Annotated in this window: 32 protein-coding genes and 1 pseudogene; 14 read left to right on the forward strand and 19 right to left on the reverse strand. The window is 66.3% G+C overall.

What is annotated here, in order from left to right:
- Positions 1-14: 14 nt before the first annotated feature.
- The gene (locus PV773_RS16535) at positions 15-1,016 is read right to left on the reverse strand and encodes an LLM class flavin-dependent oxidoreductase (RefSeq protein ID WP_347967402.1); all 1,002 of its coding nucleotides are present in this window, start codon (positions 1,014-1,016) and stop codon (positions 15-17) included.
- Between the two features lie 97 nt (positions 1,017-1,113).
- Positions 1,114-2,178, reverse strand: coding sequence for an LLM class flavin-dependent oxidoreductase (locus PV773_RS16540; RefSeq protein ID WP_347967403.1), 1,065 nt, complete (start codon positions 2,176-2,178; stop codon positions 1,114-1,116).
- Between the two features lie 219 nt (positions 2,179-2,397).
- On the opposite strand from PV773_RS16540, the gene PV773_RS16545 reads away from it, so the two are divergent.
- Positions 2,398-2,826, forward strand: coding sequence for a DUF6481 family protein (locus tag PV773_RS16545; protein WP_347967404.1), 429 nt, complete (start codon positions 2,398-2,400; stop codon positions 2,824-2,826).
- 153 nt (positions 2,827-2,979) lie between these two features.
- On the opposite strand, the gene sugE is transcribed toward PV773_RS16545, so the two are convergent.
- Positions 2,980-3,294, reverse strand: a complete 315-nt coding sequence (gene sugE, locus PV773_RS16550) for a quaternary ammonium compound efflux SMR transporter SugE (protein WP_340036140.1) — start codon at positions 3,292-3,294, stop codon at positions 2,980-2,982.
- Positions 3,295-3,439: 145 nt separating this feature from the next.
- Positions 3,440-3,565, reverse strand: coding sequence for a hypothetical protein (locus PV773_RS16555; protein WP_347967405.1), 126 nt, complete (start codon positions 3,563-3,565; stop codon positions 3,440-3,442).
- A gap of 166 nt (positions 3,566-3,731) precedes the next feature.
- On the opposite strand from PV773_RS16555, the gene PV773_RS16560 reads away from it, so the two are divergent.
- Positions 3,732-4,136, forward strand: a complete 405-nt coding sequence (locus PV773_RS16560; RefSeq protein ID WP_347967406.1) for a GFA family protein — start codon at positions 3,732-3,734, stop codon at positions 4,134-4,136.
- Between the two features lie 27 nt (positions 4,137-4,163).
- Here PV773_RS16560 and PV773_RS16565 read toward each other — a convergent pair whose 3' ends face one another.
- On the reverse strand, positions 4,164-5,414 hold the full coding sequence (locus PV773_RS16565) for a DNA recombination protein RmuC (RefSeq protein WP_347967407.1): 1,251 nt from the start codon (positions 5,412-5,414) through the stop codon (positions 4,164-4,166).
- Between the two features lie 103 nt (positions 5,415-5,517).
- Between PV773_RS16565 and def the strand changes: the two genes are divergently transcribed.
- From def to truA, 6 genes are all read left to right on the forward strand, one after another.
- Positions 5,518-6,048, forward strand: a complete 531-nt coding sequence (gene def / locus PV773_RS16570; protein ID WP_347967408.1) for a peptide deformylase — start codon at positions 5,518-5,520, stop codon at positions 6,046-6,048.
- A gap of 66 nt (positions 6,049-6,114) precedes the next feature.
- Positions 6,115-6,420: a plasmid stabilization protein gene (locus PV773_RS16575; protein WP_347967409.1), complete on the forward strand. Its 306-nt coding sequence runs from the start codon at positions 6,115-6,117 to the stop codon at positions 6,418-6,420.
- Positions 6,417-6,839 carry a type II toxin-antitoxin system VapC family toxin gene (locus PV773_RS16580; protein WP_347967410.1) on the forward strand — a complete coding sequence of 141 codons (423 nt, stop codon included), beginning with the start codon at positions 6,417-6,419 and terminating at the stop codon, positions 6,837-6,839. The genes PV773_RS16575 and PV773_RS16580 overlap by 4 nt, the downstream gene beginning before the upstream one ends.
- A 45-nt stretch (positions 6,840-6,884) precedes the next feature.
- Complete coding sequence (fmt, locus tag PV773_RS16585) at positions 6,885-7,820, forward strand: methionyl-tRNA formyltransferase (protein ID WP_347967411.1); 936 nt, start codon at positions 6,885-6,887, stop codon at positions 7,818-7,820.
- On the forward strand, positions 7,817-8,329 hold the full coding sequence (locus PV773_RS16590) for an N-acetyltransferase (protein ID WP_347967412.1): 513 nt from the start codon (positions 7,817-7,819) through the stop codon (positions 8,327-8,329). Before fmt ends, PV773_RS16590 begins: the two co-directional genes overlap by 4 nt.
- Before the next feature lie 10 nt (positions 8,330-8,339).
- On the forward strand, positions 8,340-9,083 hold the full coding sequence (truA, locus tag PV773_RS16595; protein ID WP_347967413.1) for a tRNA pseudouridine(38-40) synthase TruA: 744 nt from the start codon (positions 8,340-8,342) through the stop codon (positions 9,081-9,083).
- A gap of 12 nt (positions 9,084-9,095) precedes the next feature.
- On the opposite strand, the gene PV773_RS16600 is transcribed toward truA, so the two are convergent.
- A complete protein-coding gene (locus PV773_RS16600) occupies positions 9,096-9,638 on the reverse strand; it encodes an Lrp/AsnC family transcriptional regulator (protein WP_347967414.1) in 543 nt (180 codons plus the stop codon).
- A gap of 48 nt (positions 9,639-9,686) precedes the next feature.
- Between PV773_RS16600 and PV773_RS16605 the strand changes: the two genes are divergently transcribed.
- A complete protein-coding gene (locus tag PV773_RS16605) occupies positions 9,687-10,856 on the forward strand; it encodes an MFS transporter (RefSeq protein ID WP_347967415.1) in 1,170 nt (389 codons plus the stop codon).
- On the opposite strand, the gene PV773_RS16610 is transcribed toward PV773_RS16605, so the two are convergent.
- The 6 genes from PV773_RS16610 to dapD all read right to left on the reverse strand — a co-directional run bounded on the left by PV773_RS16610 (position 10,853) and on the right by dapD (position 15,194).
- Complete coding sequence (locus PV773_RS16610; protein ID WP_347967416.1) at positions 10,853-11,455, reverse strand: transporter; 603 nt, start codon at positions 11,453-11,455, stop codon at positions 10,853-10,855. The two genes, PV773_RS16605 and PV773_RS16610, sit on opposite strands and share 4 nt — an antisense overlap.
- Before the next feature lie 10 nt (positions 11,456-11,465).
- Positions 11,466-12,653 (reverse strand): succinyl-diaminopimelate desuccinylase, encoded by a 1,188-nt coding sequence (dapE, locus tag PV773_RS16615; protein ID WP_347967417.1) that lies wholly within the window; start codon positions 12,651-12,653, stop codon positions 11,466-11,468.
- Positions 12,654-12,760: 107 nt separating this feature from the next.
- Positions 12,761-13,462, reverse strand: coding sequence for a hypothetical protein (locus PV773_RS16620; RefSeq protein WP_347967418.1), 702 nt, complete (start codon positions 13,460-13,462; stop codon positions 12,761-12,763).
- A 19-nt stretch (positions 13,463-13,481) separates the two neighbouring features.
- Complete coding sequence (locus tag PV773_RS16625; protein ID WP_347967419.1) at positions 13,482-13,877, reverse strand: DUF805 domain-containing protein; 396 nt, start codon at positions 13,875-13,877, stop codon at positions 13,482-13,484.
- Positions 13,878-13,922: 45 nt separating this feature from the next.
- Positions 13,923-14,234: a TM2 domain-containing protein gene (locus PV773_RS16630; RefSeq protein WP_347967420.1), complete on the reverse strand. Its 312-nt coding sequence runs from the start codon at positions 14,232-14,234 to the stop codon at positions 13,923-13,925.
- A 105-nt stretch (positions 14,235-14,339) separates the two neighbouring features.
- The gene (dapD, locus tag PV773_RS16635; protein ID WP_347967421.1) at positions 14,340-15,194 is read right to left on the reverse strand and encodes a 2,3,4,5-tetrahydropyridine-2,6-dicarboxylate N-succinyltransferase; all 855 of its coding nucleotides are present in this window, start codon (positions 15,192-15,194) and stop codon (positions 14,340-14,342) included.
- A 145-nt stretch (positions 15,195-15,339) separates the two neighbouring features.
- On the opposite strand from dapD, the gene PV773_RS16640 reads away from it, so the two are divergent.
- Complete coding sequence (locus PV773_RS16640) at positions 15,340-16,179, forward strand: LOG family protein (protein WP_347967422.1); 840 nt, start codon at positions 15,340-15,342, stop codon at positions 16,177-16,179.
- A 27-nt stretch (positions 16,180-16,206) separates the two neighbouring features.
- On the opposite strand, the pseudogene PV773_RS16645 reads toward PV773_RS16640, so the two are convergent.
- Positions 16,207-17,043, reverse strand: a pseudogene (locus PV773_RS16645) (DUF817 domain-containing protein); the annotation flags it as partial.
- Complete coding sequence (locus PV773_RS16650; protein WP_347967423.1) at positions 17,040-17,750, reverse strand: pyrimidine 5'-nucleotidase; 711 nt, start codon at positions 17,748-17,750, stop codon at positions 17,040-17,042. The gene PV773_RS16650 and the pseudogene PV773_RS16645, both read right to left, overlap by 4 nt.
- Positions 17,751-17,990: 240 nt before the next feature.
- Here PV773_RS16650 and PV773_RS16655 point away from each other — a divergent pair, with 240 nt between their 5' ends.
- On the forward strand, positions 17,991-18,695 hold the full coding sequence (locus PV773_RS16655; protein ID WP_347967482.1) for a GGDEF domain-containing protein: 705 nt from the start codon (positions 17,991-17,993) through the stop codon (positions 18,693-18,695).
- A 101-nt stretch (positions 18,696-18,796) separates the two neighbouring features.
- Positions 18,797-19,702 (forward strand): DMT family transporter, encoded by a 906-nt coding sequence (locus tag PV773_RS16660; protein WP_347967424.1) that lies wholly within the window; start codon positions 18,797-18,799, stop codon positions 19,700-19,702.
- On the opposite strand, the gene phhA is transcribed toward PV773_RS16660, so the two are convergent.
- Positions 19,699-20,532, reverse strand: a complete 834-nt coding sequence (gene phhA / locus PV773_RS16665) for a phenylalanine 4-monooxygenase (protein WP_347967425.1) — start codon at positions 20,530-20,532, stop codon at positions 19,699-19,701. The two genes, PV773_RS16660 and phhA, sit on opposite strands and share 4 nt — an antisense overlap.
- 136 nt (positions 20,533-20,668) lie before the next feature.
- On the opposite strand from phhA, the gene PV773_RS16670 reads away from it, so the two are divergent.
- The gene (locus PV773_RS16670; protein WP_347967426.1) at positions 20,669-21,145 is read left to right on the forward strand and encodes an Lrp/AsnC family transcriptional regulator; all 477 of its coding nucleotides are present in this window, start codon (positions 20,669-20,671) and stop codon (positions 21,143-21,145) included.
- A gap of 2 nt (positions 21,146-21,147) precedes the next feature.
- Here the strand turns inward: PV773_RS16670 and PV773_RS16675 are convergent, their stop codons facing one another.
- Positions 21,148-21,930, reverse strand: coding sequence for a DUF1194 domain-containing protein (locus tag PV773_RS16675; RefSeq protein WP_347967427.1), 783 nt, complete (start codon positions 21,928-21,930; stop codon positions 21,148-21,150).
- 167 nt (positions 21,931-22,097) lie between these two features.
- Complete coding sequence (locus tag PV773_RS16680; RefSeq protein WP_340036162.1) at positions 22,098-22,310, reverse strand: DUF2442 domain-containing protein; 213 nt, start codon at positions 22,308-22,310, stop codon at positions 22,098-22,100.
- Between PV773_RS16680 and PV773_RS16685 the strand changes: the two genes are divergently transcribed.
- Complete coding sequence (locus PV773_RS16685; protein WP_347967428.1) at positions 22,309-22,527, forward strand: hypothetical protein; 219 nt, start codon at positions 22,309-22,311, stop codon at positions 22,525-22,527. The genes PV773_RS16680 and PV773_RS16685 overlap by 2 nt on opposite strands.
- A 35-nt stretch (positions 22,528-22,562) precedes the next feature.
- On the opposite strand, the gene PV773_RS16690 is transcribed toward PV773_RS16685, so the two are convergent.
- Positions 22,563-22,685 carry a DUF4160 domain-containing protein gene (locus PV773_RS16690; protein ID WP_347967429.1) on the reverse strand — a complete coding sequence of 41 codons (123 nt, stop codon included), beginning with the start codon at positions 22,683-22,685 and terminating at the stop codon, positions 22,563-22,565.
- A gap of 16 nt (positions 22,686-22,701) precedes the next feature.
- Positions 22,702-23,604, reverse strand: a complete 903-nt coding sequence (gene argB / locus PV773_RS16695; protein ID WP_347967430.1) for an acetylglutamate kinase — start codon at positions 23,602-23,604, stop codon at positions 22,702-22,704.
- Between the last annotated feature and the right edge of the window lie 325 nt (positions 23,605-23,929).

Raw genomic sequence — 23,929 nt, forward strand, 5'->3', positions numbered from 1 at the left:
GAGGGAGAACACGGCTACGCCGCCCCCTTCATCTCCCGGTGCACCTCGGTCAGAATCTCGTAGGAGCGCTTGCGCGCCTCGTGGTCGAAGACCTGCGAGGTGACCATGAGTTCGTCGGCGCCGGTGCGGGCGATGAAGGCTTCGAGGCCGCTCCTCACCGTATCCCGCGAGCCGACGATGGCGCAGGACAGCGTCTGCGCCAGCATCTGCCGCGCGACCGGGTCGAGGTCGCGCTCGTAGCCCTCGACGGGCGCCGGCAGCCTGCCGGGCCGGCCGCCGCGCAGGTTGACGAAGGCCTGCTGGACCGAGGTGAAGAGGAGCTTCGCCTCGTGGTCGGTCTCGGCTGCGACGATGTTTACGCCGAGCATGGCATGCGGCCTGGCGAGCCGCTCCGAGGGCTGGAAACGCGTGCGGTAGATGTCCAGCGCGCGGTCGAGTTCGGCCGGCGCGAAATGCGATGCGAAGGCGTAAGGCAGTCCGAGCATGGCGGCGAGCTGGGCGCCGTAGAGGCTGGAACCCAGCACCCAGACCTCGACCTCTTCGCCCTCGCCGGGCACGGCGCGCAGCCGCCGTTCCGGCGTCGCCGGCTCGAAATAGCCCATCAGCTCGACCACGTCCTGCGGGAAGTTGTCGACGCTGGCTTCGAGGTTGCGCCTCAGCGCACGCGCGGTCAGCATGTCGGTGCCGGGCGCCCGGCCGATGCCGAGATCGATGCGGCCCGGGTGCAGGGCGGCGAGCGTGCCGAACTGCTCGGCGATCACCAGCGGTGCGTGGTTGGGCAGCATGATGCCGCCGGCGCCGACGCGGATGGTGCTGGTACCGGCCGCGACATGGGCGATCACCACGGAGGTGGCGGCGCTGGCGATGCCCGGCATGTTGTGGTGCTCGGCCAGCCAGTAGCGATGGAAGCCGAGCCTTTCGGCGTGCTGGGCGAGATCGAGCGTGTTCCTGAGCGACTGGGCGGCGGTGCTGCCCTCGGTCACGGGCGAAAGGTCGAGCACGGAAAGGGTGGTCATGAAACGGCTCCGGCGGGATGAGTCCCGCCGGATATAGGGACGCGCCCGCGGCAAACAAACCCGCGGGCGTGAGCCAAGCCTTGGTCCAGCGGGCGCCTCAGGCGGCCGGGGCGGCGGGCTCGGCCGGCGTCGCCGCGGCGATCTCCTTGCGCACCAGCGGCGCCACCCTGGTGCCGTAGAGTTCGATCGCCTTCATGATCTTGGCGTGCGGCATGGTCCCGATCGCCATCTGCAGCAGGAAGCGGTCGTTCCTGAACAGCTTGTGCTGGGCGACGATCTTCTCGGCCACCACTTCCGGATTGCCGACGAACAGCGCCCCCCTGAGCCCACGCGCCTGGTCGAAATGCGCCCGGCTGGTCGGGCCCCAGCCGCGTTCGCGGCCGATGCGGTTCATCACTTCGGCCTGCGGCAGGTAGAAATCGTCGGCCGCCTGTTCCGTGGTCTCTGCGACGAAGCCGTGGACGTTGATGCTGGTGGCGAGCTTGGCCGGATCCTGGCCGCCGCGGCGCGCGGCCTCGCGATAGAGGTCGAACAGCGGCGCGAAGCGCGCCGGCTCGCCGCCGATGATGGCGAGCGCCAGCGGCAGGCCGAGCACGCCGGCGCGCGCCGCCGACTGCGGCGTGCCGCCGATGGCGATCCAGACCGGCAATTTCTCCTGGTAGGGGCGGGGATAGACGCCGCGGTCGTTGATCGGGGCCCTGTGGGTGCCGGACCAGGTGACGCGTTCGCTGTCGCGGAGCGCGAGCAGCAGGTCGAGCTTCTCGGCGAAGAGTTCGTCATAGTCGTCGAGATTGTAGCCGAACAGCGGGAAGGATTCGATGAACGATCCGCGCCCGGCCATGATCTCGGCGCGCCCGCCCGAAAGCAGGTCGAGCGTGGCGAACTGCTGGAAGATGCGCACTGGATCGTCGGAGGAAAGCACGGTCACGGCACTTGTGAGCCTGATCTTGCTGGTCCGCTCCGCGGCGGCTGCAAGGGCGACGACCGGCGCAGATGCGGCGTAGTCGGGGCGATGGTGCTCGCCCAGCCCGAAGACGTCGAGGCCGACCTGGTCGGCCAACTCGATCTCCTCGATCAGGTTGCGCAGCCGCTGGTGCGGTCCGATGGCACCGGGACCGGCTTCGGGGCTGACGTCGGCAAAGGTGTAGAGGCCAAGTTCCATATGTGCATCCTCGGGTTGCCTTTGCGCCTAGAGCTAGCTATTGCAGCGCGTGCCTGCCAGTCTCCAGCCAGTGAACAATCCCCGGCGATTGTCGAACAGTGGTGGCGTTTCCCTGCTGCAACACGCGTGGAAATCATGGCTGGCATGCGGAATTCGCGCTTGAACTTGCGCTCTCGCTGCGTATGTAGGCGACGTCACTTGACTTCAGGGAAATGACTCTTGGCAATTTACAGGGAAAAGAACTTCGCCGAGCGGCGTGATGCCGCCGGCGTGGCGAAGAAGGCACTACTCGAAAAATTCAAGGCCCGCCCGGCAGCAGACGATCCGGCAGTGATCGCCCGCCAGGAAGAGCGCAAGCGCATCCTCGATGCGCGCGCCATCCGCGAGGCCGAAAAGGAAAAGCTCCGTCAGGAACGCCTGGCGCGCGAAGCGGCCGAGAAGGCCGAGCGCGAAGCCAGGGCCGAGGCCGAGCGCCTGGCCGCCGAAGCGGCCGCCCAGGCGGAAGCCAAGGCACGCGAGGCCGAGGAGGCCGACCGTATCAGCCGCCTGCTGTCCGACGAGGCCGAGCGCAAGGCCAAGCGTGACGCACGCTACGCGGCGCGCAAGGCGCGCGGCAAGCGAATGCCGCCTTCGGCCAACTACGGCTGATCGCCTAGAAGGTATTCACAGATCGAAAAGCCCGCCTCCGGAGACGCCAAGCTCCGGTGGTGGGTTTTTGTGCGCGCGTTCGCAATGGACGCCATCGGCTTGGTGTATCGCGGCCCGCCGCATGGAGCAGGCCGCGACGACGTTTCAGGATGTTCAGGCGACCAGCTTGAGGCCGACGATGCCCGATACGATCAGGCCGATACAGGCAAGGCGGAGTGCCGTGGCAGGCTCGCCAAGCAGCCAGATGCCGAGCAATGCCGTGCCCACCGTGCCGATGCCGGTCCAGATCGCATAGGCCGTGCCGACAGGCAGGGTCTTCAGCGCCAGGCCGAGCAGGCCGAGACTGATGATCATCGAAACGACGGTGAGCACGGTCGGCATCGGTCGGGTGAAGCCTTCGGTGTATTTGAGCCCGATTGCCCAGCCGATTTCAAACAGGCCAGCGAAAAACAGATAGGTCCATGCCATGGAACGCTCCAGCGAGTTGGCGGGTCGTCCCGGCCGGTCTTGAGGGGGGAGGCGCAAGGTCGTCCTTGCGCCCGGAAAGATAGAGATTTCCGAGGGTTGATTCAACAGCGCCGGCTGGCATGCCGGGCATACCAGCTATGCGGTTTTACTTGTCCTTGAGCTTGGTCGCCTGCACCGGAGGCGCCTTGAAGACTGGCGCGGGGGCCGGCTTCTTGGCGTCCTTCTTGGGCTTGCGAGGCTCCTTGCCCGCCTTCATCGCACCTTTGGCCATGATTCGATCCTCCCTGTACTGGAGCCAGAGTGAAACGCGAACTTGCCGAACTGGCAAGAGGCAGCAGCGGGCAGGCGAAAAGGGCTTGAGGGCGTGGCCGTGGCCGCTACATTCGTTCCGCAGGCGGCCGGCCGGCGGCCTGGCCGAGATGTTCAGGGAGGTGAGCATGAAGATCCGGGGCGGGTGCCACTGCGGCGCCATCACCTACGAGGCGGATGTCGATCCGGAGAAGACGTCCATCTGCCATTGCACCGATTGCCAGAAGCTCACCGGCACGGCCTTCCGCGTCACCGTGGCGGTTCCCGAAGACAAGATCGCGTTCACCGGCATGCCGAAGGTCTACGTGAAGACCAGCGAGAGCGGCAACAAGCGCGCGCAGGGGTTCTGCCCCGAATGCGGCTCGCATCTGTTCGCGACCTCGGTGGACGAGGGGCCGAAGGTCTACGGCCTCAGGACCGGCACCTCCGACCAGCGCGATCAGCTCGTGCCGCGCCGGCAGGTCTGGCATCGCTCGGCGCTGCACTGGCTGCCCGAGTTCGAGGGCATGGAAACGATCGAAAAGCAGAGCTGACCACGAAGCTCGGCCTGCCTGCGCGCCTCAGTCGTTCTCCTCGACGACGCGCAGCCTGAGCTGGCCTGTCTTGGAGTCGGCCGCCCGGGCATTCTGGGGCCGGGGCGCCTCGTCGGTCTCGCCAGCGGCGTGGCCGGTGCCGAACTCGAGCGCCTCGATCTTCTGGCCGCGCCTGGTGACCTTGGACGTCGACACCAGGATGTCGTCGATGTCCTTGGATGCCTGGCCGAAATGGTTCTGCAGCTTGCGCACGCGTTCGTCGACGCGGCCGACATCCTCCATCAGCCGGATCACCTCGCCCTGGATCAGGTGCGCCTGCTCGCGCATGCGGGCGTCCTTGAGGATCGCCTGGATCACCTGGATCGACAGCATCAGGAGCGACGGCGAGACGATGACGACGCGGGCGCGGTGGGCACGCTGGACGATGGCCTCGAAGTTCTCGTGGATCTCGGCGAAGACCGATTCCGACGGCACGAACATGAAGGCCGTGTCCTGCGTCTCGCCGGCAAGCAGGTATTTGTCGGAAATGTCGCGGATATGCACCTCGATGTCCCGGCGGAAGGCCTGGGCGGCGAGCTTCTGGGCGTCGGTGCCCTCGGCGGCGCGGATGGCGTTCCATGCCTCGAGCGGGAATTTTGCGTCGATGGCAAGCGACGGCGCGTCGTTGGGCATGCGGATCAGGCAGTCCGGCCGGCTGCCGTTGGAAAGCGTCGCCTGGAACTCGTAGGCGCCGTGCGGCAGGCCGTCGGCGACGATCGCTTCCATGCGCGACTGGCCGAAGGCGCCGCGCGTCTGCTTGTTGGAGAGGATCGCCTGCAACTGCACCACCTGGCCGGCCAGCGACTGGATGTTGCCCTGGGCCGTGTCGATGACGGCCAGTCGTTCCTGCAGCCTGGCGAGGCTTTCGTGCGTCGACCTGGTCTGCTCTGCCATGGTCTGGCCGATGCGGCCGGTCATGGCGTCGAGCCGCTGGCTGAGCGACTGCGTCAGCTCCGCCTGGCGCGAGCCGAAGATCTCGGCCACCGTGCCGAGCCTGCCCTGCATCTCGGCCTGGGCCTGCAATATGCCGGCCATGCGGGCCTCGGCGTCGCGGGCATGGTCGGCCGCTTCCGCGGCGGCCAGCGAACGCGCCCTGGCCGAGCGCCACAGCGCCACGACCAGCGCCACCAGCAGGGCGAGGAAGAGCGCCGCCGCCAGCGCCAGCACCTGGCCGAGGGTGACGGTGGTCGCGCCGAGCTGGGCGACCGGTTCGGAAAGAATCGAGGAAACAGGGCTCATCGGTCGCACCATAGCCGATTCGCGGCCTGATGTTAGATCAAAACGGGAACATCCGGACGTGGATGCTGTTGACGCTTTCCGCCGGACATCCTAGGTGAGGCGCATGACGATCAAGCCGCTCATCATCCTTCCCGATCCGCTGCTGCGCGAGGTTTCCAAGCCTGTCGAGCGCATCGACGACGCCACGCGCAAGTTCGCGCGCGACATGCTCGACACCATGTATGACGCGCCCGGCATCGGCCTGGCCGCCATCCAGGTCGGCGAACCGCTGCGCATGCTGGTGATCGACCTCGCCAAGGAAGGCGAGGAGCCGGCGCCGCGCGTCGTCATCAACCCTGAGGTTCTGGCGCGCAGCGACGAGCGCTCGGTCTACGAGGAAGGCTGCCTGTCGATCCCCGACTACTACGCCGAGGTCGAGCGTCCGGCCAAGGTTCGGGTGAAATATCTCGATGAGCACGGCAAGGAGCAGGAGGTCGAGGCCGACGGCCTGCTCGCCACATGCCTGCAGCACGAGATCGACCACCTCGATGGCGTGCTGTTCATCGACTACATCTCCAAGCTCAAGCGCGACATGGTCATGCGCAAGTTCAAGAAGCTCGCCAAGGACCGCCCGCCGGCCCGCATGGTGGGGTGAATTTTCACCCGTTTTGCGCGCAACACCGGGATTTGATATCATTGATATCAAACGATGGAGGCGCCCATGGGTGACCTGCTGATCAGGAATATTCCGGAAGCCGTGAAGCGCGAGATCGCCGAGGCCGCGAAAGCGCGCGGCCAGAGTCGCTCGGACAAGGCTGTCGACCTGCTGCAAAAGGGCTTGCTGGCAGAGCGGAGCGACGATTCCGCGCCAAAAGGTTCGGCGTGGGAGACGTTGCGCGCTGTCTTCGAGAGCGAAGGAGCGATCGGCGATGAGTTCGCCGAGGTGATGGAAGAAATCGAGGCGCAGAGAAAGCGTGACTTCGGAAGGCCGGTCAGTTTCGGGCTCGAGGCCGACGATAAGAAATGATCGTCCTCGATACCAACGTCATCTCGGAAGCCGACAAGCCGAGCCCCAATGCCGCGTTGATGCAGTGGCTCGACCGCCAGCAGGCACATGACCTGTATCTCTGTGGGCCGGTCATCATGGAACTCGCCTTTGGCGCGGAACGACACCGCATACGCAGCGGGTCGGACAAGTACACGAGGATACTTGTCCGTCTGGAGGGGCAGTTTCACGGTCGGATCTTTGAATTCGATGGGCAGGCGCCCATGGTGACGGGCAAGATCAGGGCTCAGCGCGAGGCGACCGGCCGTGCCATCAGCGTCCAGGACGCCATGATCGTCGCCATCTGCATCGTCCACGGTGCAAGGCTCGCGACCCGCAACGTCCGCGACTTCGACGGGCTTGACCTCGGGCTCGTAAACCCGTTTGAAGCAAGCGCCTGAACGGTCGGCCGTCGCCGCCGGGGCAGATGGGATCGCCTTGTCCGCATGAGCCTTCGCGTCATCTTCATGGGCACGCCGGATTTTTCCGTGCCGACGCTGCGCGCCATAGCCGAGGCCGGCCATGAGGTCGTGGCCGTATACTCGCAGCCGCCGCGCGCGGCCGGCCGGCGCGGGCTGGAGCTGACGCCGACGCCCGTGCACTGGGAGGCCGAGCGGCTCGGCATCGAGGTGCGCACGCCGCTGTCGCTGAAAGGCGAGGCGGAGCAGGCGGCCTTCCGCGCGCTGAACGCCGATGTCGCGGTCGTCGTCGCCTACGGCCTGCTGTTGCCGAAGCCGATTCTCGAGGGCACCCAGCTCGGCTGCTACAACGGCCACGCCTCGCTGCTGCCGCGCTGGCGGGGGGCGGCCCCCATCCAGCGCGCCATCATGGCCGGCGACCGGGAAACCGGCATGATGGTCATGCGCATGGACGAAGGCCTGGACACCGGACCCGTCGCCCGACTTGAAAAAGTCGCGATTGCACCCGAAATGACGGCGGGCGAGCTGCACGACCGTCTCATGGCGGTCGGGGCCTCCCTGATTGTGGAGGCGCTGGCCGCGCTCGAGGCGGGAACGCTGGCGGTGGTGCCGCAGCCCGGCGAAGGCGTCACCTACGCCAAGAAGATCGACAAGGCCGAGGCCAGGATCGATTGGAACTTGCCGGCGACGGCAGTCGACAGCATTATCCGCGGCCTGTCGCCGTTTCCCGGCGCGTGGTGCGAATACGAAATCGGCGGAAGGCAGGAGCGTCTCAAGGTTTTGCGCTCGCGCCTGGCCGCTGGACAGGGAGAGCCGGGAACGGTTCTCGACGACCGGTTGGAGATTGCTTGCGGCGAGGGTGCCGTCAGGCTGGTCGAGGTGCAGAAGGCGGGAGGAAAACCCGTCACCGCGGATGAATTTCTGCGCGGTGCCAAGATCGAAAAAGGAATGAAGTTGTCATGAGCATGATGTCGATCCGCGCGGCGACGCCGCGTGACCGTGAGGCGATCAGCCTCGTCGAGGAGCACGCCTTCGGCCAGAAGGCCGAGGCCGGACTGGTGGACGCGCTGGTCGCCGACGGCGACGCCGTCGTCGAGCTGGTGGCTGAGGAAGACGGCCAGGTGGTCGGCCATGTGCTGTTCTCGCGCCTCTATGTGCAGAACGGCGGCAGGACCTTCCCGGCGGTGGCGCTGGCGCCGCTGGCCGTCGAGCCCGATTTCCACCGCACCGGCATCGGCGGCGCGCTGGTGCGCGAGGCCCATATCCGGCTCAGGGACGCCGGTGAGAAGCTCGCCGTTGTTCTGGGCGAGCCGGCCTACTACGGCCGCTTCGGCTATACCCACGAGCGTGCCGCCGGCTTCGAGAGCGACTACCAGTGCGAGGCGCTGCAGGCGCTGGCCTGGAGCGACGAGGCGCCGGCGACCGGCAAGCTCGTCTACGCTTCGGCCTTCGGAACGGCGCTGGCCGCCTGAAGCAGTCCGCATGCCACGATACCGCCTCGACATCGAATATGACGGCCGCGCCTATGCCGGATGGCAGCGGCAGGCCGGCAATCATTCCATCCAGGCGGCCATCGAGCAGGCGGTGGCGAAGTTCTCGGGCGACGAGATATCGCTGCGCGGCGCCGGCCGCACCGATGCCGGCGTGCACGCCACCGCCCAGGTGGCGCATGCCGACCTGACCCGCGAATGGCCCGACGACACTGTCCGCGACGCCGTCAACGCCCACCTCCAGCAGGCAGGCGAGACGGTCGCCATCCTGGCCGCGCGGCGGGTGGACGAGACCTTCGACGCCCGTTTCTCGGCGACGGGGCGCCACTACATCTACCGCATCCTCAACCGTCGGGCCCCGGCAGCGCTGGAGCGCGGCCAGGTCTGGTGGGTGCCCAAGCGCCTCGACCACGATGCGATGGCGGAGGCCGCCAAGGTTCTGCTCGGCCGGCACGACTTCACCACCTTCCGCTCGGCCCAGTGCCAGGCCAACAGCCCGCTTCGGACGCTCGACCGGCTCGATGTGACGCGCTCGGGCGACACGATCGAGATCGGCGCCTCGGCTCGCTCGTTCCTGCACAATCAGGTGCGCTCCATGGTGGGCAGCCTCAAGCGCGTCGGCGAGGGCGCCTGGACGGCCGCCGACCTCAGGGCCGCGCTCGACGCCCGCGACCGCTCCGCCTGCGGCCAGGTGGCGCCGCCGGACGGGCTGTTCCTCACCGGCGTCGACTATTAGCCCCGACCACACTCAATCGTAGAGCGGCCTGGCGCCGTGCTTGGGCGCCGGCCATTCCTGGGTGATGCCCGGCTGCACCGGCCGCTCGAGATAGGTCGACAGCACCACGTAGCTGCGCGTCGAGGTCACGCCAGGCGTGTCGTAGAGACGGGCGAGCAGCCCTTCGAGGGCGCGCGTGTCCTCGGTGCGCACCTTGAGCAGCATGCAGGTGTCGCCGGCAACGGTGTGGATCTCCTCGACCTCCGGAAAGGCCGAAACCGCCATCAGCTCCGGGGTCTTGCCCCAGCCCCTGGTGTCGACATGGACGAAGGCGAGCAGCGGCTTGCCGATGGCCTTGGGGTCCGCCATCGCCACCGTCTGGCGGATGGCCCCCGACCGGCGCATGCGCTTGACCCGCTCGTGCGCCGCCGGCGCCGAAAGGCCCGCCTTCTCGCCCAGCTCGGCGTAGGAGACGGTCGCATCCTCTACCAGCACGCCTAACAGCCTTCGGTCCGCGGCGTCGACCGCGCGCTCCGGAAGCTTGCTCGGCCGAATGCCGTCTGTTTCTTCATCCATGCGGAATTTCCCCGTTGATGCTGAACATCATTCGGCGAATATGCGCTCATGTCGAACCTCGATCAATCCCTCCCTGTCGTTGCCGAACCGCTCGCCCGCATACCCCGGACAGCCTATCTCCTGACGGCCTGCGTCGCCGTCATCGGCTCCAACTCGCTCGTCCTCGGGCCGATCGCGCCGGAAGTGGCGAACGGCTTCGGCACGTCGGTGGCGCTCGTCATGGCCGCGTCCTCGGCCTTCGGCCTCGGCACGGCGGCGAGCGCCCTGTTCCTCGCCCGCTACATCGACCGCCTCGGCGCGAGGCGCATGCTGCAGCGCGCCTTGGCATTGCTTGCCCTGGCGCTCGGCGCGAGCGCGCTGGCGCCCGCCATCCCGATGCTGATCGCAGCGCAGCTTTTGGCCGGCGTCGCCGCCGGCATCGCTTTGCCGGCGATCTATTCCAGCGCCGCGGCGATCGCGCCGCGCGGCCGCGAAAGCGGCACCATTGGCGTCGTGCTGACCGGCTGGACCCTCTCGATGGTCGCCGGCGTGTCGCTGTCGGCGGTGCTTGCCGATCTTGTCCACTGGCGGGCGGTTTTCGGCGTCGTCGCGATGCTGGCCGCGACCGCGGCGGCCAGCCTGTCCACGATTTCGCTGGCGGACAGGCCGAGCGGCACTGCCGCGCCGGCGCCGCTCCAGGCCCTGAGCACGCCGGGCATCGTGCCGCTGCTCATTGCCTGCGGCGCCTTCATGACGGCGTTCTACGGCGTCTACGGCTACCTGGGCGACCACCTGCACCAGGGGCTCGGCCGCCCGGTCAGCGCCAACGGCCTGGCGGCGGTGTCCTACGGCATCGGCTTCGGCGCGGCAGCACTGCTCGACGGCATCGTCGACCGGCTGGGCGCCCGGCGGGTGATGCCGTTCGCCTATCTCGCGGTCGCTGCCGTCTATGTGCTTCTCGCGGCAATCGCCGGCAGCTTCGCCGCGCTGGTCGCCGCCATGGCGCTTTGGGGGCTGGCCAACCATTTCGGGCTCAACGTTCTGGTGATGCGGCTGTCGGCGCTCGACCCGGCCCGGCGCGGCACGATCATGGGGCTGAACAGCGCCGTCACCTACCTGGCCGTTTTCGTCGGCACCACGGCCTTCGGTCCGCTCTATGCGAGCTTCGGCTTCACCGTTTCGGCCCTGGCGGCGGCCGGGCTGATGCTGGTGGCGGCGGCCGCCGCCTGCTGGCGCTAAGGAGGCGTGGGCGCGGCGATGCCGAGCGCCGCCTGCAGCGTCAGAAGCACGAGCAGCGACACCACGAACATGCCGGCAAAAACCGCGGAGCCGACGGCGGCTCCCTTGCCGATCGCGGCATTGGTCATCCGCCAGCTGAACACCATCGACAGGCCGAACAGCAGCAGCGCCAGCGGCGTTGTGAGGCTTTCCGCCGACGGAAGCAGCATCCGCAGCAGCGCGGCGGGCAGCATCAGCCAGGCGATGATCGCCGAGGTCCAGTTGCTGGCGACCACATAGTGCACGAAGCGATCGCCGACGCCGGCGCGCCGCGCCACCAGCGCGAAGGCGACGAGCGGCAGTATCCAGGCGCCGAGATCGATCATCGCCAGACGCACGATGACGCCGAAGCGACCGGCAAAGGCCGCCGACTGCACGGCGATCTCGTCGGACACGCCGACCCAGCCGACGACGAGGGCCGGGGCAGCGATGAGGATGGCGAAGAAGGAATTCCAGAATCCGTCGGCGCTGAGGTCGAGCAGGCGCAGCCCGTCGGCCTTGCCCAGCATCAGCCGCCAGGCCCCCGACAGATAACGCTGGATGTCTTCGGTCGGCAGCATGGTCGAAAAACTATCCGAACCAGTCCTCGAGGAAACGCTGGTAGACCTGTGTCAGCGCCTCGAGTTCGGCAAGCGGCACGCGCTCGTCGACCATGTGCATGGTCTTGCCGACGAGCCCGAACTCCACCACCGGGCAGTAGTCCTTGATGAAACGCGCATCCGACGTGCCGCCGGTCGTCGAGAGCTTCGGCTTGCGCCCGGTCACCGCCTCGATCGAACCGGCCAGCGCCTCGATCAGCTTGTCGTTGCGGGTGAGGAAGACATGGCTCGGCGTGTCGCGCCAGGCGATGTCGAAGTCGATCGGCTCCTTGCGGCCCTTGCGGTACTTCTTGCGGCCGCTCGCCTTGTCCAGCCGGTTATGGATCTCGGCCTGCAGCGTCTCCGCCGTCCAGGTGTCGTTGAAGCGGATGTTGAAGACCGCCGTCGCCCTGGCCGGAATGACGTTGGTCGCCGGATTGCCGACGTCGAAGGTCGTCACTTCGAGGTTCGACGGCTGGAAGTCCCTGGTGCCCTTGTCGAAGGCGGGTGCGAGCAGCGCGTCGACCAGCGTCATCAGCCCGCGCACCGGGTTGTCGGCGAGATGCGGATAGGCGGCGTGGCCCTGGCGGCCGTTGACGGTGACGGTGGCCGAGAGCGAGCCGCGCCGGCCGATCTTGATCATGTCGCCGAGCTGGTCGGGATTGGTCGGCTCGCCGACCAGCGCAGCGTCCCACTTCTCGCCGCGTTCGGCGGCCCACTCCAGCAGCTTCTTCGTGCCGTTGATCGAGGGGCCTTCCTCGTCGCCGGTGATCACCAGCGAGATCGATCCCTTCGGGCCGCCCTTGGCCTCGACATGGCGGGCGACCGCCGCGACGAAGCAGGCGATGCCGCCCTTCATGTCGACGGCGCCGCGGCCGTACATCTCGCCCTTGTCGATCGCGGCCGAGAACGGCGGATGCGTCCACGCGGCCTCGTCGCCCACCGGCACCACGTCGGTATGGCCGGCGAACATCAGATGCGGGCCGTTGCCGGAGCGGCGGGCGTAGAGGTTCTCGACGTCGGGCGTGCCCTTTTCCGAGAAGGTCGGGCGGTCGACGGCGAAGCCGAGCGGTTTCAGCATGGCTTCGAGTGCGGTCAGCGCGCCGCCCTCGGCGGGCGTCACCGACGGGCAGCGGATCAGGGCGGCAAGGTTCTCGGCGGGGTGTGTCGGCAGCTTCATGGCGACAGCGATAATTGAATCGCCGGGTCCTGTCACGACGTTCGCTTGTTCCAGAGGCGCCGAGCTCGAGGGGCAGATCGCCGGCCGCACGCCGCGGCCGCCGTCTGTCAATTCGGCCTGGCGGATTCGATCAGCGTGATCTTCTGCCAGATCTTGCGCGACAGGTTGGAGCCGAGGTCCTCGATGTCGTTGACCGCGCTCGTCACCACCTCGTCCTGGATGGCCTGCGCGAACAGTGCTGCGAGCTTGCCCGTCACCGACAGCATCTCCGAGCAGTAGTCGAGATAGCGGGCGAGCTCGGCCGGATCCTCGATCCGCTGCGGCGAGTGCGGCGTCGGCGTGAACGTGCCCGAAAGCGCCGCCGGATCCTTGGTCAGCTGGTGCATGTCGATGACATGGATCAGCGAGCGCAGGCCGTGCAGCTCCTTGAAGATTTCCTGGCGCTTCAGCCGCTGCTCGACGCTGTTGAGGGCGATGAAGCCGACCCCGCCGAGGATCAGGGTGTTGAGCGTCGCCTCCACGCCCTGCACGAAGTCGAAGGCGCCGGTCGAGATGCGGTCGAAGGACAGGATCGAGCCGACGAAGACGAACATGCCGGCGCCCAGCGCAATCACCGACCAGGTGAGGATGCGCAGCCACCAGATCGGCCGCGCCAGCTTCTCGGCCGACATGGCGAGGTCGCGCGACATCGCCACCAGTTCGGAGGCGACGCCGGCGAGGCCGGAATTGGGAAAGCGGTCGCCGATGCGCGCCTTGAGCGACTGCGCCGTGGCTGCGATCTTTTCCGGGTCGAGTGTTCTGTAGGACATCGCACCGGACCCCGTCGGACTAGCGTTGCGCGTTGGTCTGGCTGCCGAACTGGTTCGGCCCGGGCGTGCCCGGGTAGAAGCAGAGCACCACGAAGGTGATGATCGAGACGATCGGGATGAACAGCGTGATCGCCAGAAGCCCGGGCTTGTCGAAATCGTGCAGGCGCTTGACGCTGAAGGCGACATGCGCCCACAGGAAGGCGAAGAAGGTCAGGCCGAACAGCAGCGACCACAGCTGTGCGGCCGAGCTTTCCGGGTGCACGCGCATGAACTGGTAGAGCGGGAACGACACCACCATCAGCATGAACAGGAAGCCGAGCACGTAGGCCGCCCGGCTGATGCGGCCGGAGAAGCGGAAGAACAGCCAGAAAAGCTGGGATGTGCCTACGCCGGTATTGTTGATTTGCGGACCCATGAGGGTCCGATACGCTACCGGTACCTTTTTATCAATTGAGTATGCTCAACTCTGCGGCGGTCGATCGCCGATTGGGTTTCCATGAGTTCTAGGATCAACGTGAATATTGATTACCGGCGCAACAATATTCGAATTGTTCACTTTGGCTGATGCACCCATTAGTCCGGTTATCATATTCGCTTGGCGCACCATGGACCCAAGCAGAAAGAGGTCAACAAGCTGCCCGATGCCCAGCAATCCAAGTGTTAGCAGCCATAAGATTCCTGTGCCCGGTCTTCCCACGTAAAACCTATGTAGACCGCAGAGCCCCACAAACCCGAGACACCATAAGAGAAATGCTACCATACCAGATTTCATAGAAAGCCCCCTCCCAAAGATCGAGGAGGGAGCGTATCTCAACAAAATTGGGTATACCAGAGCACAATTTCGCCTTGTTGTGCCGGCTATTCCGCCGGAGTTGCTTCAATCTCTGAGCAGCTCGTTGATCGAGGTCTTGGAACGGGTCTTGGCGTCGACGCGCTTGACGATGACGGCGCAGTAGAGGCTCGGGCCAGCATCGCCGTTCGGCAGCGGCTTGCCCGGCAGCGAACCGGCGACGACGACCGAGTTGGCCGGCACTTCGCCGTAGAACACCTCGCCGGTGGCGCGGTCGACGATCTTGGTCGACTGGCCGATGAACACGCCCATGCCGAGCACCGAGCCCTCCCGCACGATGCAGCCCTCGACGACCTCGGAACGCGCGCCGATGAAGCAGTTGTCCTCGATGATGGTCGGGCCGGCCTGCATCGGCTCCAGCACGCCGCCGATGCCGACGCCGCCGGACAGGTGCACGTTCTTGCCGATCTGGGCGCAGGAGCCGACCGAGGCCCAGGTGTCGACCATGGTGCCGGTGTCGACATAGGCGCCGACATTGACGAAGGACGGCATCAGCACCGCGCCCGGCGCGACGAAGGCCGAGCGGCGCACGATCGCCGAAGGCACGGCGCGGAAACCGGCCTTCTCGAAGTCGACCGAGCCCCAGCCGTCGAACTTGGACGGCACCTTGTCCCACCACGACGCGCCGCCGGGCGCGCCCGGGATCAGCTCCATCGGGTTGAGACGGAAGGAGAGCAGGACGGCTTTCTTGAGCCACTGGTTGACGTGCCACTTGCCGTCTTCCTGGCGCTCTGCGACGCGTGAAACGCCCTTGTCGAGCAGGTCGAGCGCGCTCTCGATGGCCTCGCGGACCTCGCCGCGCGTGGAGGTCGAAATGCCGTCGCGTTCCTCGAACGCCTTGTCGATTGTTTTCTCGAGGCTGGCGAGGTCGGGCTTCGACATGAACATCTCCGTTACGGGCCGTTAAGGTTAAGGCTTCTAAGCTGGCATTAAGTCGCGGCGGACCCTATTTCAGGCTTATCTGGGGGTCAATCGCGGTGACGCCGCGGAATGTCGCGGTCAACGGTATATTGGGACTGAGCAAACAATGAATCCGATGGAAAAGGCTGGCTGGACGCCGCTGCCCCACTCCGACGAGGACCTTGAACGGGCTAAGAGCGTGCCCGACACGCCGCAGACCCGCGCGTCGACCTACAGGCTCGCCTGGAACGACGAGGACTTCATGACCCAGCGCGAACTGCGCCCCGTGCGGCTGCAGCTCGAACTGCTCAAGCCCGAGATGATTCTCGCCGAGCGCGGCATCCGCTCGACCGTCATCCTGTTCGGCGGCGCCCGCATCCCCGAGCCGGGTGGCGAGGCCTGGGCGGCCAAGAACGAGACCCAGCGCAAGCATCTCGAGGCCAACAGCCGCTATTACGACGAGGCGCGCAAGTTCGCGCGCATCTGCTCGCAGCATTCGGCCGCGTCCTACTACCGCGAATTCGTCGTCGTGACCGGCGGCGGGCCCGGCGTCATGGAAGCCGGCAACCGCGGTGCCGACGACGTCGGCGCGCCCTCCATCGGCCTCAACATCGTGCTGCCGCACGAGCAGGCGCCGAACCCCTACGTGACGCCCGAGCTCTGCTTCAATTTCCACTACTTCGCCATCCGCAAGATGCACTTCGTCATGCGCGCCAAGGCGGTCGCGGTCTTCCCCGGCGGCTTCGGCACCATGGACGAGCTGTTCGAGACGCTGACGCTGATCCAGACAGGCCGCATGGAGCGCGTGCCGGTCATCCTGTTCGGCAAGTCATTCTGGCAGCGTGCGTTCGACCTCGACTTCCTGGCGGACCAGGGCACGATCACCCCCGGCGACCAGGACATCATCGACTACGTCGACACCGCCGACGAGGCCTGGGACATCATCAGCCGCTTCTATAGCCTTTGAACCGGACCCGATATTCCCTTCCAGCTTCTGGGGGCGATGCACCAGCGTCACCAGCACGAAGGAGATGATCATCAGCAGGTACCAGGCGCCGAGCTTCTGGATGGAAACCGGCGTCCAGCCCTCGTGCTGGCCGGGATAGATCCAGGCGCGCGACCAGGTGCCGATGTTCTCGGCGAACCAGATGAACAGGGCGACGAGTAGGAAACCCGCCAGCAGCGGCATGCGGTGGCGGCCGCGGAAGACGCGGTAATGGACCACCGTCCTGAGGTAGATGAGCGCGGTGGCGGCGAACAGGCCGTAGCGGATGTCGACCGTGAAGTGGTGGGCGAAGAAGTTGACGTAGATCGCAACACATAGGAGCAGCGTCGCCCAGAGCGGCGGATAGTGCGTGTAGCGTATGTCGAAGATGCGGCTGATGCGGGCGAGGTAGGAGCCGACGGCGGCGTACATGAAGCCGGAGAACAGCGGCACCCCGCCGACGCGGAAGAAGCTTTCTTCCGGATAGGTCCAGGAGCCGGCCGAGGTCTTGAAGATCTCCATCGCGGTGCCGACCAGATGGAAGATCAGGATCACCTTGGCTTCGGACGGCTTTTCCAGCTTGAACGCCAGCATCGCGGCCTGGATGCCGAGGGCGGCCAGGAACAGGAAGTCGTAGCGCGCCAGCCCCGCGCCCTCGGGCCACCACAGCCGGGTGGCGAGGATGAGCGCCAGCATGGCGCCGCCGAACAGGCAGGCCCAGGCCTGCTTGAGGCCGAACACCAGGAACTCGATCAGCGCGCCCGAGACACCGCCGGCCGGCAGCCGGTCGAGCACGGCATGCGCCGTGGCATCGATCCGTGCCTCGACCGAGGTGAAGCGCCTCACTTCGTATTGGCCTCGACGATGGTCGTCAGGAAGGTGGCGAGATCGTCGGTGACGAAGTCGACGTCGTCCTCGTTCTGCGGGTCGCGTTCCCAGATCTCCGAGAAGGTTGGCTCGAAGTTGCGCGGCACGATCAGCACCGTCGTCATGCCGAGCGACTTGGGCACGGCGAGGTTGCGCGCGAGGTCCTCGAACATCACCGCATTCGGCCCGGTGACGTGGTGCAGGGCGGCGAACTTCTCGTAGGTCTGGCGCGCCGGCTTGGGCGTCAGCCCTGCCGCCACGATGTCGAAGATGTCGTCGAAATGGTCGAGGATGCCCAGCTGCCGGGCCGTGCGCTCGGCATGGCCGCGGTTGCCGTTGGTGAAGATGAACTTGCGGCCGGGCAGCTGCCGGATCGCCGCGCCCAGCACCGGATCGGGCACCAGCCAGGAATAGTCGATGTCGTGCACGTGCTCGAGGAAGGCGTCCGGGTCGATGCCGTGGCGCTGCATCAGGCCGTTCAGCGTCGTGCCGTATTCGAGGTAGAGCTGCTTCTGCAGCTTGCGCGCGTCCTCGCGCGACAGCGTCAGCAGCTCCGACACATAGGCCGTCATCTTCACGTCGATCTGCGCGAACAGGTTCGAGTGGTGCGGATAGAGCGTGTTGTCGAGGTCGAAGACCCAGTCGGTGACGTGGTCGAAGCGGGCGGGATCGGGAAGCTCGGTCATGCAGACCTTATGGCACGGATTGCGGATTTTGTAAGCGCGGATGCAGGAACCAGGGGTGGATGGCAGGAACTATTTTCGCATGTGCCACCGGCGAAATTCCTCGGGGTAGATCAAATTTTAACCACCGTGGAAAGATCACCTTCAGGTCATGCTGGCATTTCAACAGCCGGCAGGGAGTCGAAAGTGAAGCGTATCTTCTGGAAATCCGTTTTCGTCACGCTTTTGTGCATGGCAGCTACAATGGTGATCGTCCTGTCGGTCATCACGCTGCTGGGCGGCACGATCGACAGGGCCGCCTACATCTTGCCGATTCTGTGCCCTCTGCTGATCGGTTTTCCGTTCGCGTTCCATAACTTCTGGCAGCGCGAGAAGCTGAGGCTGGCGCACGAGGAACTGACCGTGGCGCACGCCCAACTCGCCGCCGCCCACAAGCGCCTGTCGGAAAAGGCCAGCCGCGACGAGATGACCGGCATGCTCAACCGCGAGACCTTCTTTGCGGCCCTCGACGGGTCCCGGCGCCGGAGCGACCGCGGCGCGCTGCTCATCATCGACGCCGATCATTTCAAGCGCATCAACGACAATTTCGGCCACCTGACCGGCGACCAGGCGCTGCTGATGATCGCCGGCGCCATTCGCGGCGCGGTGCGCAGCGGCGACGTGCTCGGCCGCATCGGCGGCGAGGAGTTCGCCGCATTCCTGGTGGGCGCCTCGCAGGACGAGGCGAAGCTCGTGGCCGAACGTATCCGCGCCGAGGTCGAACTGCTGCGCTTCAAGCCGGAGGAGGGCCGGGTGGTGCCGCTGACGGTCAGCATCGGCGGGACCAACTGCGCCACCGACGCCAATGTCTCGGAACTGATGCGGACCGCCGACAAATGGCTCTACGAGGCCAAGAACCGCGGCCGCAACCTCGCCCTTCTCGACACCGGCATTCCGGAAGCCGCCTGAACCGGCACTGGCACAAGGTTTTGGGGCCGCGTGCGGTTGCGCGCGGCCCTCGCCGCTTCTAGAGGGAGCGGGCGTCTTTTGCCGTCTTGCCGGACATCTTCATGGAACTCTGGATACCCATCACCATCGCTGCCGCCTTCCTGCAGAACCTCAGGTCGGTGGTGCAGAAGCACCTCAAGGGGGTGATGGGGACGACGGGGGCGACCTTCGTCCGCTTCGGCTTCGGCTTTCCCTTCGCGCTCGCCTTCGTCGCCGTGCTCAACCTGGCGGTCGGCTACGAACTGCCGCGGCTCGACGCCGTCTTCTTCGCCTGGGCGATCGTCGGCGGCATCAGCCAGATCGCCGCGACCTTCCTGCTCATCCACCTGTTCTCGTTCCGCAACTTTGCCGTCGGCACCGCCTATTCGCGCACCGAGCCGGCGCAGGCAGCACTCTTCGGGCTCCTGTTCCTCGGCGAACGCGCGACGCCGGGCGCCATCGCGGCCATCGCCATCAGCGTCTTCGGCGTGATGTTGATCTCGGTCGCCCACACCGCCTTCAACGCCCGCACGCTGGTGACCTCGGTGCTGAGCCGCAACGCGCTGCTCGGCCTCGCCTCCGGCACCTGCTTCGGCATTTCGGCCGTGGCCTACCGCGCCGCCTCGCTTTCGCTGGGCGGGCCGAACTTCATGATGCAGGCAGCCGTCACGCTCGCCGTCGTCATCGTCTTCCAGACCGTGGTCATGTTCGCCTGGATCGTCTGGCGCGAGCGCGACGAACTCGGCCGCATCGCCAGGGCGTGGCGGCCGGCGCTGTTCACCGGCCTGGTCGGCGCGTCGGCGTCCTTCGGCTGGTTCATGGCGATGACGCTGCAGCAGGCGGCGATCGTCAAGTCGCTCGCCCAGATCGAGATGCTGTTCACCTTCGCCTCGACGGTGTTCTTCTTCCGTGAGCGGATCAACCGGTTGGAGGTCGCCGGCTGCATCCTCATCGTCGGCGGTATCCTGGTGCTGCTCGCCGCCGGTTAGATCATCGCCGGGTCGAGCGGCGGCGCGTCCTTCCAGCGCTTGATGATGCCGGCGATGTCGGCCGTCTGGAAGCTGTCCCTGAGCACGTCGAACGACGGCAGCACGAAATAGGCGCGCTGGAACTTGTCGATCTCGTAGGTCGTCCGCATCACGGTCCCGACGTCGAAGGGCACGTGGTGGGCGTCTGGGCTCTCGACGGCGAACTGCAGTTCGGTGAAGGACGACATCAGGCCGGCGCCGAACGCCTTCTTCGGCTGGCCGGGCTCCTGCATCAGCCCGTATTCCACCGTGTACCAGTAGAGCCGCGTGACCATCTCGTCGCCGCCGAGCGCGATGTAGTCGCCGGCCTTCTCGCCGTACGTCTGCATGAAGTCGCCGAAGGCCGGCTGGCTCAGAACCGGCACGTGGCCGAAGAAGTCGTGGAACATGTCGGGCTCGACGATGTAGTCGAGCTCCTCGCGCCGGCGCAGCCAGTTGGTCACCGGGAAGCGGCGGTTGGCAAGGTGGTCGAAGAAGGGCTGCGCCGGGATCAGGCCGGGCACCGCGACGATCTCCCAGCCGCTCAGCCGATGCAGCTTCTCGCTGACCTCATGAAAGTCGGGGATCTTCTCGACCAGGCCGAGGGCGGCCATGCCCTCCAGGTAGGATTTGTGCGCCAGCCGCTGGGTCAATTTGGTCTGGCGGTCGCAGAGCGTGCGCCACACCTCCTGCTCGGCTGTGCTGTAGTCGTACTTCTGCTCGACGGTGAAGTCGGAGCGGCACTGCGAATAGTCGCCGCGCAGCCCCTGTTCGGCGCATTCGCGCGCATAGTCCTGGATGCTGATACCCATGGCCTGATTTCCTCCCCGGACATGGTCTTCGATGCTGGAAGCATAGCCGGCCGGCCAGAGTGAAATTCACCTTCCTGCGTTCAATGCGCGCTCGTTTGAGGTATGATCACTCGGAAAACATGTACGGGGAGGAAAAATGCCTCAGTTCGACGAATTCGAGATCAGGATGCTCGACATCCTGCAGCGCGACGGCCGCAAGCCGATCTCGGAGCTGGCGCAGGAGATCGGCCTGTCCAACACGCCCTGCGCCCGCCGCTTCGAGGCGCTGCAGGAGGCGGGCGTCATCAAGGGCTTTTCGGCGCGCATCGGCCGGCGCGCGGTCGGGCTGATGGTCGAGGTCTTCGTGCAGGTCCGGCTGGTCAGCCACAGCGACGAGTCGCCGGAAAAATTCATCGCCGCGGTCCAGCGCATGGACGAGGTGTCGTCGTGCTGGACCATGACCGGCGAATACGACTTCCTGCTCCACGTCATGGTGCCGAGCGTCGACGACCTCAACGGCTTCGTCATGCACCGCCTGATGCGCCTGTCGGGCGTCCGCGACGTCCACACCCAACTCGTGCTGCAGAACATCAAGGGCCCGGGCCACGTGCCGCTCGGGCACCTGAGGGGATAGCGTCAGCGCTCGGGATCGACCGGCATGTAGTGCTCGCCGAACAGGCAGTTGACCGGCACCGCCGGCTTCGCGCTGGCGGGCTCCGCCACGGGTTGGGCGCCGCTGACCTCGAGGATCAGCTTGCGACGGATCGCCGTCGTGAATTCGGCGGCGACGCGGATGGGCAGGACGAAGGAACCGGGGCCGCCGGTCACGCAGCCGGCATAATAGCGGTCGATGCCCTCGAGCGTCTCGGTGGGGTGGATGAGGATCGGCAGGCCGTTGATGACGATGCCGCTCGCGACCGCGTTGTTGCGGGCGACCTCCACCGGCGCGCCGGCATTGTTGGGTCCGTCGCCGGAGATGTCGATGACCTTCTTGTCCGCCTCGAAGCCGTTGCGTTCCAGGAGGCGTGCGCCGAAGGCCAGCGCGTTCGAGATCGAGGTGCCGCCCGATCTGTCGATCGGCTGGAGCGCCAGCCTGGCGGCGAAGGCGTCGGCGCTTTCGCGGCCGTCGATGATCTGCCAGGGAATGATCGACTCCTGCCGGACAGAGCCGGCCCACTCGAAGTAGGTCAGCGCGATGCGCCCACGCGCGCCCGATGCGACGGCCTTGATGAAGTCGGGGTGGCGCAACGCCTGGACATAGCCCGAGCGCTGGAGGGCAAATTCGCCCTCGTCCATCGAACTCGACACGTCCACGGCCAGCACCAGCTCGACGTCCACCAGTCCTGCGTCGGTGCCGACGCTCGGCGTGGCCGGAATTTCACAACTCGTGCACAGCACCAACGCCAGCGCAGCCAGCATCGTTCGTCCAGACGGATCGCCCTCCGAGCGTAAGCGGCAACCAGTTTGGTGCAACGGCCGGAAAATGAAAGCGCAAGCGGTTCACTGCTTCGTGAGCGGCTACTCGGACCGGCGGGACGCGGAACCGCGCCATGTACGGCTCGGCCATCTGGGAGGATAGGGCGGGATCAGGCCGCCTGGGTCTTGGACGGCGGCCGGGACTGGTCGCCGCGGCCGGCCAATAGGCCCTCGACGGAAATGTCCTCATCGAGGTCGTCCCAATGCAGTCCGCGCGTGCTGATGCTCACTGCCTGCCGTTGCGCGGGCGTCGCCTGAAGCAGTCGGGGAAACCAGGCCAGCGGAACGCTCAATGTCCGTCCATCCGACAGGTCGAGCCACATGCTGTCTTCGTCGAACCAGACCTTAGTTGCCTTCACCAAAGAACTCGTTCCAGGCATTCGCGATCTCACGCCGCCGATGGGTGACCATTTCGGCCAGTTCGCGCAAGGTGCGCGCGCTGAAGCCGTCATTGTACGCTACCACGACATCCGGCCGGCGCATCGGCCCGAAAATCGATTTCGATTTTCGGAAAGCACGATGCGCCGCTTCAAGACCTAGAGCGTCCTAATGCGTCCATTCGGACGCACGGCGCTCTATTGCCAAAACTTGGCGTCGACGCCGTCCTTGCCGACATGAACGTGCATCGGCTCGCGCGGATCGCCTTCGTTCGAGAAGAAGTAGAAGCGAAAGCCCTTGTGACGAAAGACGACGGGCATCCGCTTCCTCTCCGCCTCACGGAACGATCAGCGTGCCCGCGCCGTGCTCGGTGAACAGTTCGAGCAGCACCGAATGCGGGGTCTTGCCGTTGAGGATGACCACGCCTTCGACGCCGCGCTCGATCGCCTCGATGCAGGTCTCGACCTTGGGGATCATGCCGCCCGAGATCGTGCCGTCCTTGATCAGCGCCTTCGCGTCGGCGACCGTCAGTTCGTCGATCAGCTTCTTGTCCTTGTCGAGCACGCCGGGCACGTCGGTGAGGAACAGAAGCCGCGAGGCCCGGACGGCGCCGGCGATGGCGCCGGCGAAGGTGTCGGCGTTGATGTTGTAGGTGTGGCCGTCGCGGCCGGGCGCCACCGGCGCCAGCACCGGGATCATCTCGGAGCGCGCCAGGAGGTCGAGCAGCGTGCGGTCGACCTCGACCGGCTCGCCGACGAAGCCGAGGTCGAGCACCCTCTCGATGTTCGAATCGGGGTCGATCATGGTCTTCTTGGCCTTCTCGGCGAACACCATGTTGCCGTCCTTGCCGCACAGGCCGATCGCCCATTCGCCCTCGGCATTGATGAGCGCGACGATCTCCTTGTTGATCGAGCCGGCAAGCACCATCTCGACGATCTCGACCGTCTTCTGGTCGGTGACGCGCAGGCCGCCCTCGAACTTCGATTCGATGCCCATCTTGTTGAGCATCGCGCCGATCTGCGGGCCGCCGCCATGCACGACGATGGGGTTGACGCCCGACTGCTTGAGCAAGGCGATGTCGCGGGCGAAGGCGCGTCCGAGCGCCACGTCGCCCATGGCATGGCCGCCATACTTCACGACCACCGTCTTGTTCTCGTAGCGCTGCATGTAGGGCAGGGCGGCTGAAAGCAGGGCTGCCTGCATTTCGGCGTTGGCGGCGACGTTGGTCGTCATCGGCATGGTCCCGGATAGTGGAGAGATTTCGCGCGGTCTTAGCCGGAAACCGGGCAGGGGGCAAATGGTTCGCGAGCGCTGGAGGGGGACAGGACGAATGAAATCGCCCACACCCCTGACCGCTTCCCACAGGGGGAGGGGACTTGCTTGCCGCCCTTGCGGCCAAGGTCATTGATGGTTAGCGCATGACGGCTGTGCGACAGAATCCCCCTCCCCCTTGTGGGGAGGGGCCAGGGGTGGGGGTACTCAAGGGACGGGTCGGGCGATCGCACTGCACGACGGCCCGCCGGTTGCAGACTGCGCCGCGCCGAAACAGCGGTTGCAATTCATG

The sequence above is a fragment of the Mesorhizobium sp. CC13 genome, assembly GCF_039907765.1.
Classification (GTDB): domain Bacteria; phylum Pseudomonadota; class Alphaproteobacteria; order Rhizobiales; family Rhizobiaceae; genus Aminobacter.

Coding starts and splice junctions, on each gene's coding strand:
- PV773_RS16535 (WP_347967402.1), bottom strand. CDS start 1,016: ATGACCACCCTTTCCGTGCTCGACCTTTCGCCCGTGACCGAGGGCAGC.
- PV773_RS16540 (WP_347967403.1), bottom strand. CDS start 2,178: ATGGAACTTGGCCTCTACACCTTTGCCGACGTCAGCCCCGAAGCCGGT.
- sugE (WP_340036140.1), bottom strand. CDS start 3,294: ATGGCATGGACCTATCTGTTTTTCGCTGGCCTGTTTGAAATCGGCTGG.
- PV773_RS16555 (WP_347967405.1), bottom strand. CDS start 3,565: ATGGCCAAAGGTGCGATGAAGGCGGGCAAGGAGCCTCGCAAGCCCAAG.
- PV773_RS16560 (WP_347967406.1), top strand. CDS start 3,732: ATGAAGATCCGGGGCGGGTGCCACTGCGGCGCCATCACCTACGAGGCG.
- PV773_RS16565 (WP_347967407.1), bottom strand. CDS start 5,414: ATGAGCCCTGTTTCCTCGATTCTTTCCGAACCGGTCGCCCAGCTCGGC.
- def (WP_347967408.1), top strand. CDS start 5,518: ATGACGATCAAGCCGCTCATCATCCTTCCCGATCCGCTGCTGCGCGAG.
- PV773_RS16575 (WP_347967409.1), top strand. CDS start 6,115: ATGGGTGACCTGCTGATCAGGAATATTCCGGAAGCCGTGAAGCGCGAG.
- PV773_RS16580 (WP_347967410.1), top strand. CDS start 6,417: ATGATCGTCCTCGATACCAACGTCATCTCGGAAGCCGACAAGCCGAGC.
- fmt (WP_347967411.1), top strand. CDS start 6,885: ATGAGCCTTCGCGTCATCTTCATGGGCACGCCGGATTTTTCCGTGCCG.
- PV773_RS16590 (WP_347967412.1), top strand. CDS start 7,817: ATGAGCATGATGTCGATCCGCGCGGCGACGCCGCGTGACCGTGAGGCG.
- truA (WP_347967413.1), top strand. CDS start 8,340: ATGCCACGATACCGCCTCGACATCGAATATGACGGCCGCGCCTATGCC.
- PV773_RS16600 (WP_347967414.1), bottom strand. CDS start 9,638: ATGGATGAAGAAACAGACGGCATTCGGCCGAGCAAGCTTCCGGAGCGC.
- PV773_RS16605 (WP_347967415.1), top strand. CDS start 9,687: ATGTCGAACCTCGATCAATCCCTCCCTGTCGTTGCCGAACCGCTCGCC.
- PV773_RS16610 (WP_347967416.1), bottom strand. CDS start 11,455: ATGCTGCCGACCGAAGACATCCAGCGTTATCTGTCGGGGGCCTGGCGG.
- dapE (WP_347967417.1), bottom strand. CDS start 12,653: ATGAAGCTGCCGACACACCCCGCCGAGAACCTTGCCGCCCTGATCCGC.
- PV773_RS16620 (WP_347967418.1), bottom strand. CDS start 13,462: ATGTCCTACAGAACACTCGACCCGGAAAAGATCGCAGCCACGGCGCAG.
- PV773_RS16625 (WP_347967419.1), bottom strand. CDS start 13,877: ATGGGTCCGCAAATCAACAATACCGGCGTAGGCACATCCCAGCTTTTC.
- PV773_RS16630 (WP_347967420.1), bottom strand. CDS start 14,234: ATGAAATCTGGTATGGTAGCATTTCTCTTATGGTGTCTCGGGTTTGTG.
- dapD (WP_347967421.1), bottom strand. CDS start 15,194: ATGTCGAAGCCCGACCTCGCCAGCCTCGAGAAAACAATCGACAAGGCG.
- PV773_RS16640 (WP_347967422.1), top strand. CDS start 15,340: ATGAATCCGATGGAAAAGGCTGGCTGGACGCCGCTGCCCCACTCCGAC.
- PV773_RS16650 (WP_347967423.1), bottom strand. CDS start 17,750: ATGACCGAGCTTCCCGATCCCGCCCGCTTCGACCACGTCACCGACTGG.
- PV773_RS16655 (WP_347967482.1), top strand. CDS start 17,991: ATGGTGATCGTCCTGTCGGTCATCACGCTGCTGGGCGGCACGATCGAC.
- PV773_RS16660 (WP_347967424.1), top strand. CDS start 18,797: ATGGAACTCTGGATACCCATCACCATCGCTGCCGCCTTCCTGCAGAAC.
- phhA (WP_347967425.1), bottom strand. CDS start 20,532: ATGGGTATCAGCATCCAGGACTATGCGCGCGAATGCGCCGAACAGGGG.
- PV773_RS16670 (WP_347967426.1), top strand. CDS start 20,669: ATGCCTCAGTTCGACGAATTCGAGATCAGGATGCTCGACATCCTGCAG.
- PV773_RS16675 (WP_347967427.1), bottom strand. CDS start 21,930: ATGCTGGCTGCGCTGGCGTTGGTGCTGTGCACGAGTTGTGAAATTCCG.
- PV773_RS16685 (WP_347967428.1), top strand. CDS start 22,309: ATGCTGTCTTCGTCGAACCAGACCTTAGTTGCCTTCACCAAAGAACTC.
- PV773_RS16680 (WP_340036162.1), bottom strand. CDS start 22,310: ATGTGGCTCGACCTGTCGGATGGACGGACATTGAGCGTTCCGCTGGCC.
- PV773_RS16690 (WP_347967429.1), bottom strand. CDS start 22,685: ATGCCCGTCGTCTTTCGTCACAAGGGCTTTCGCTTCTACTTCTTCTCG.
- argB (WP_347967430.1), bottom strand. CDS start 23,604: ATGCCGATGACGACCAACGTCGCCGCCAACGCCGAAATGCAGGCAGCC.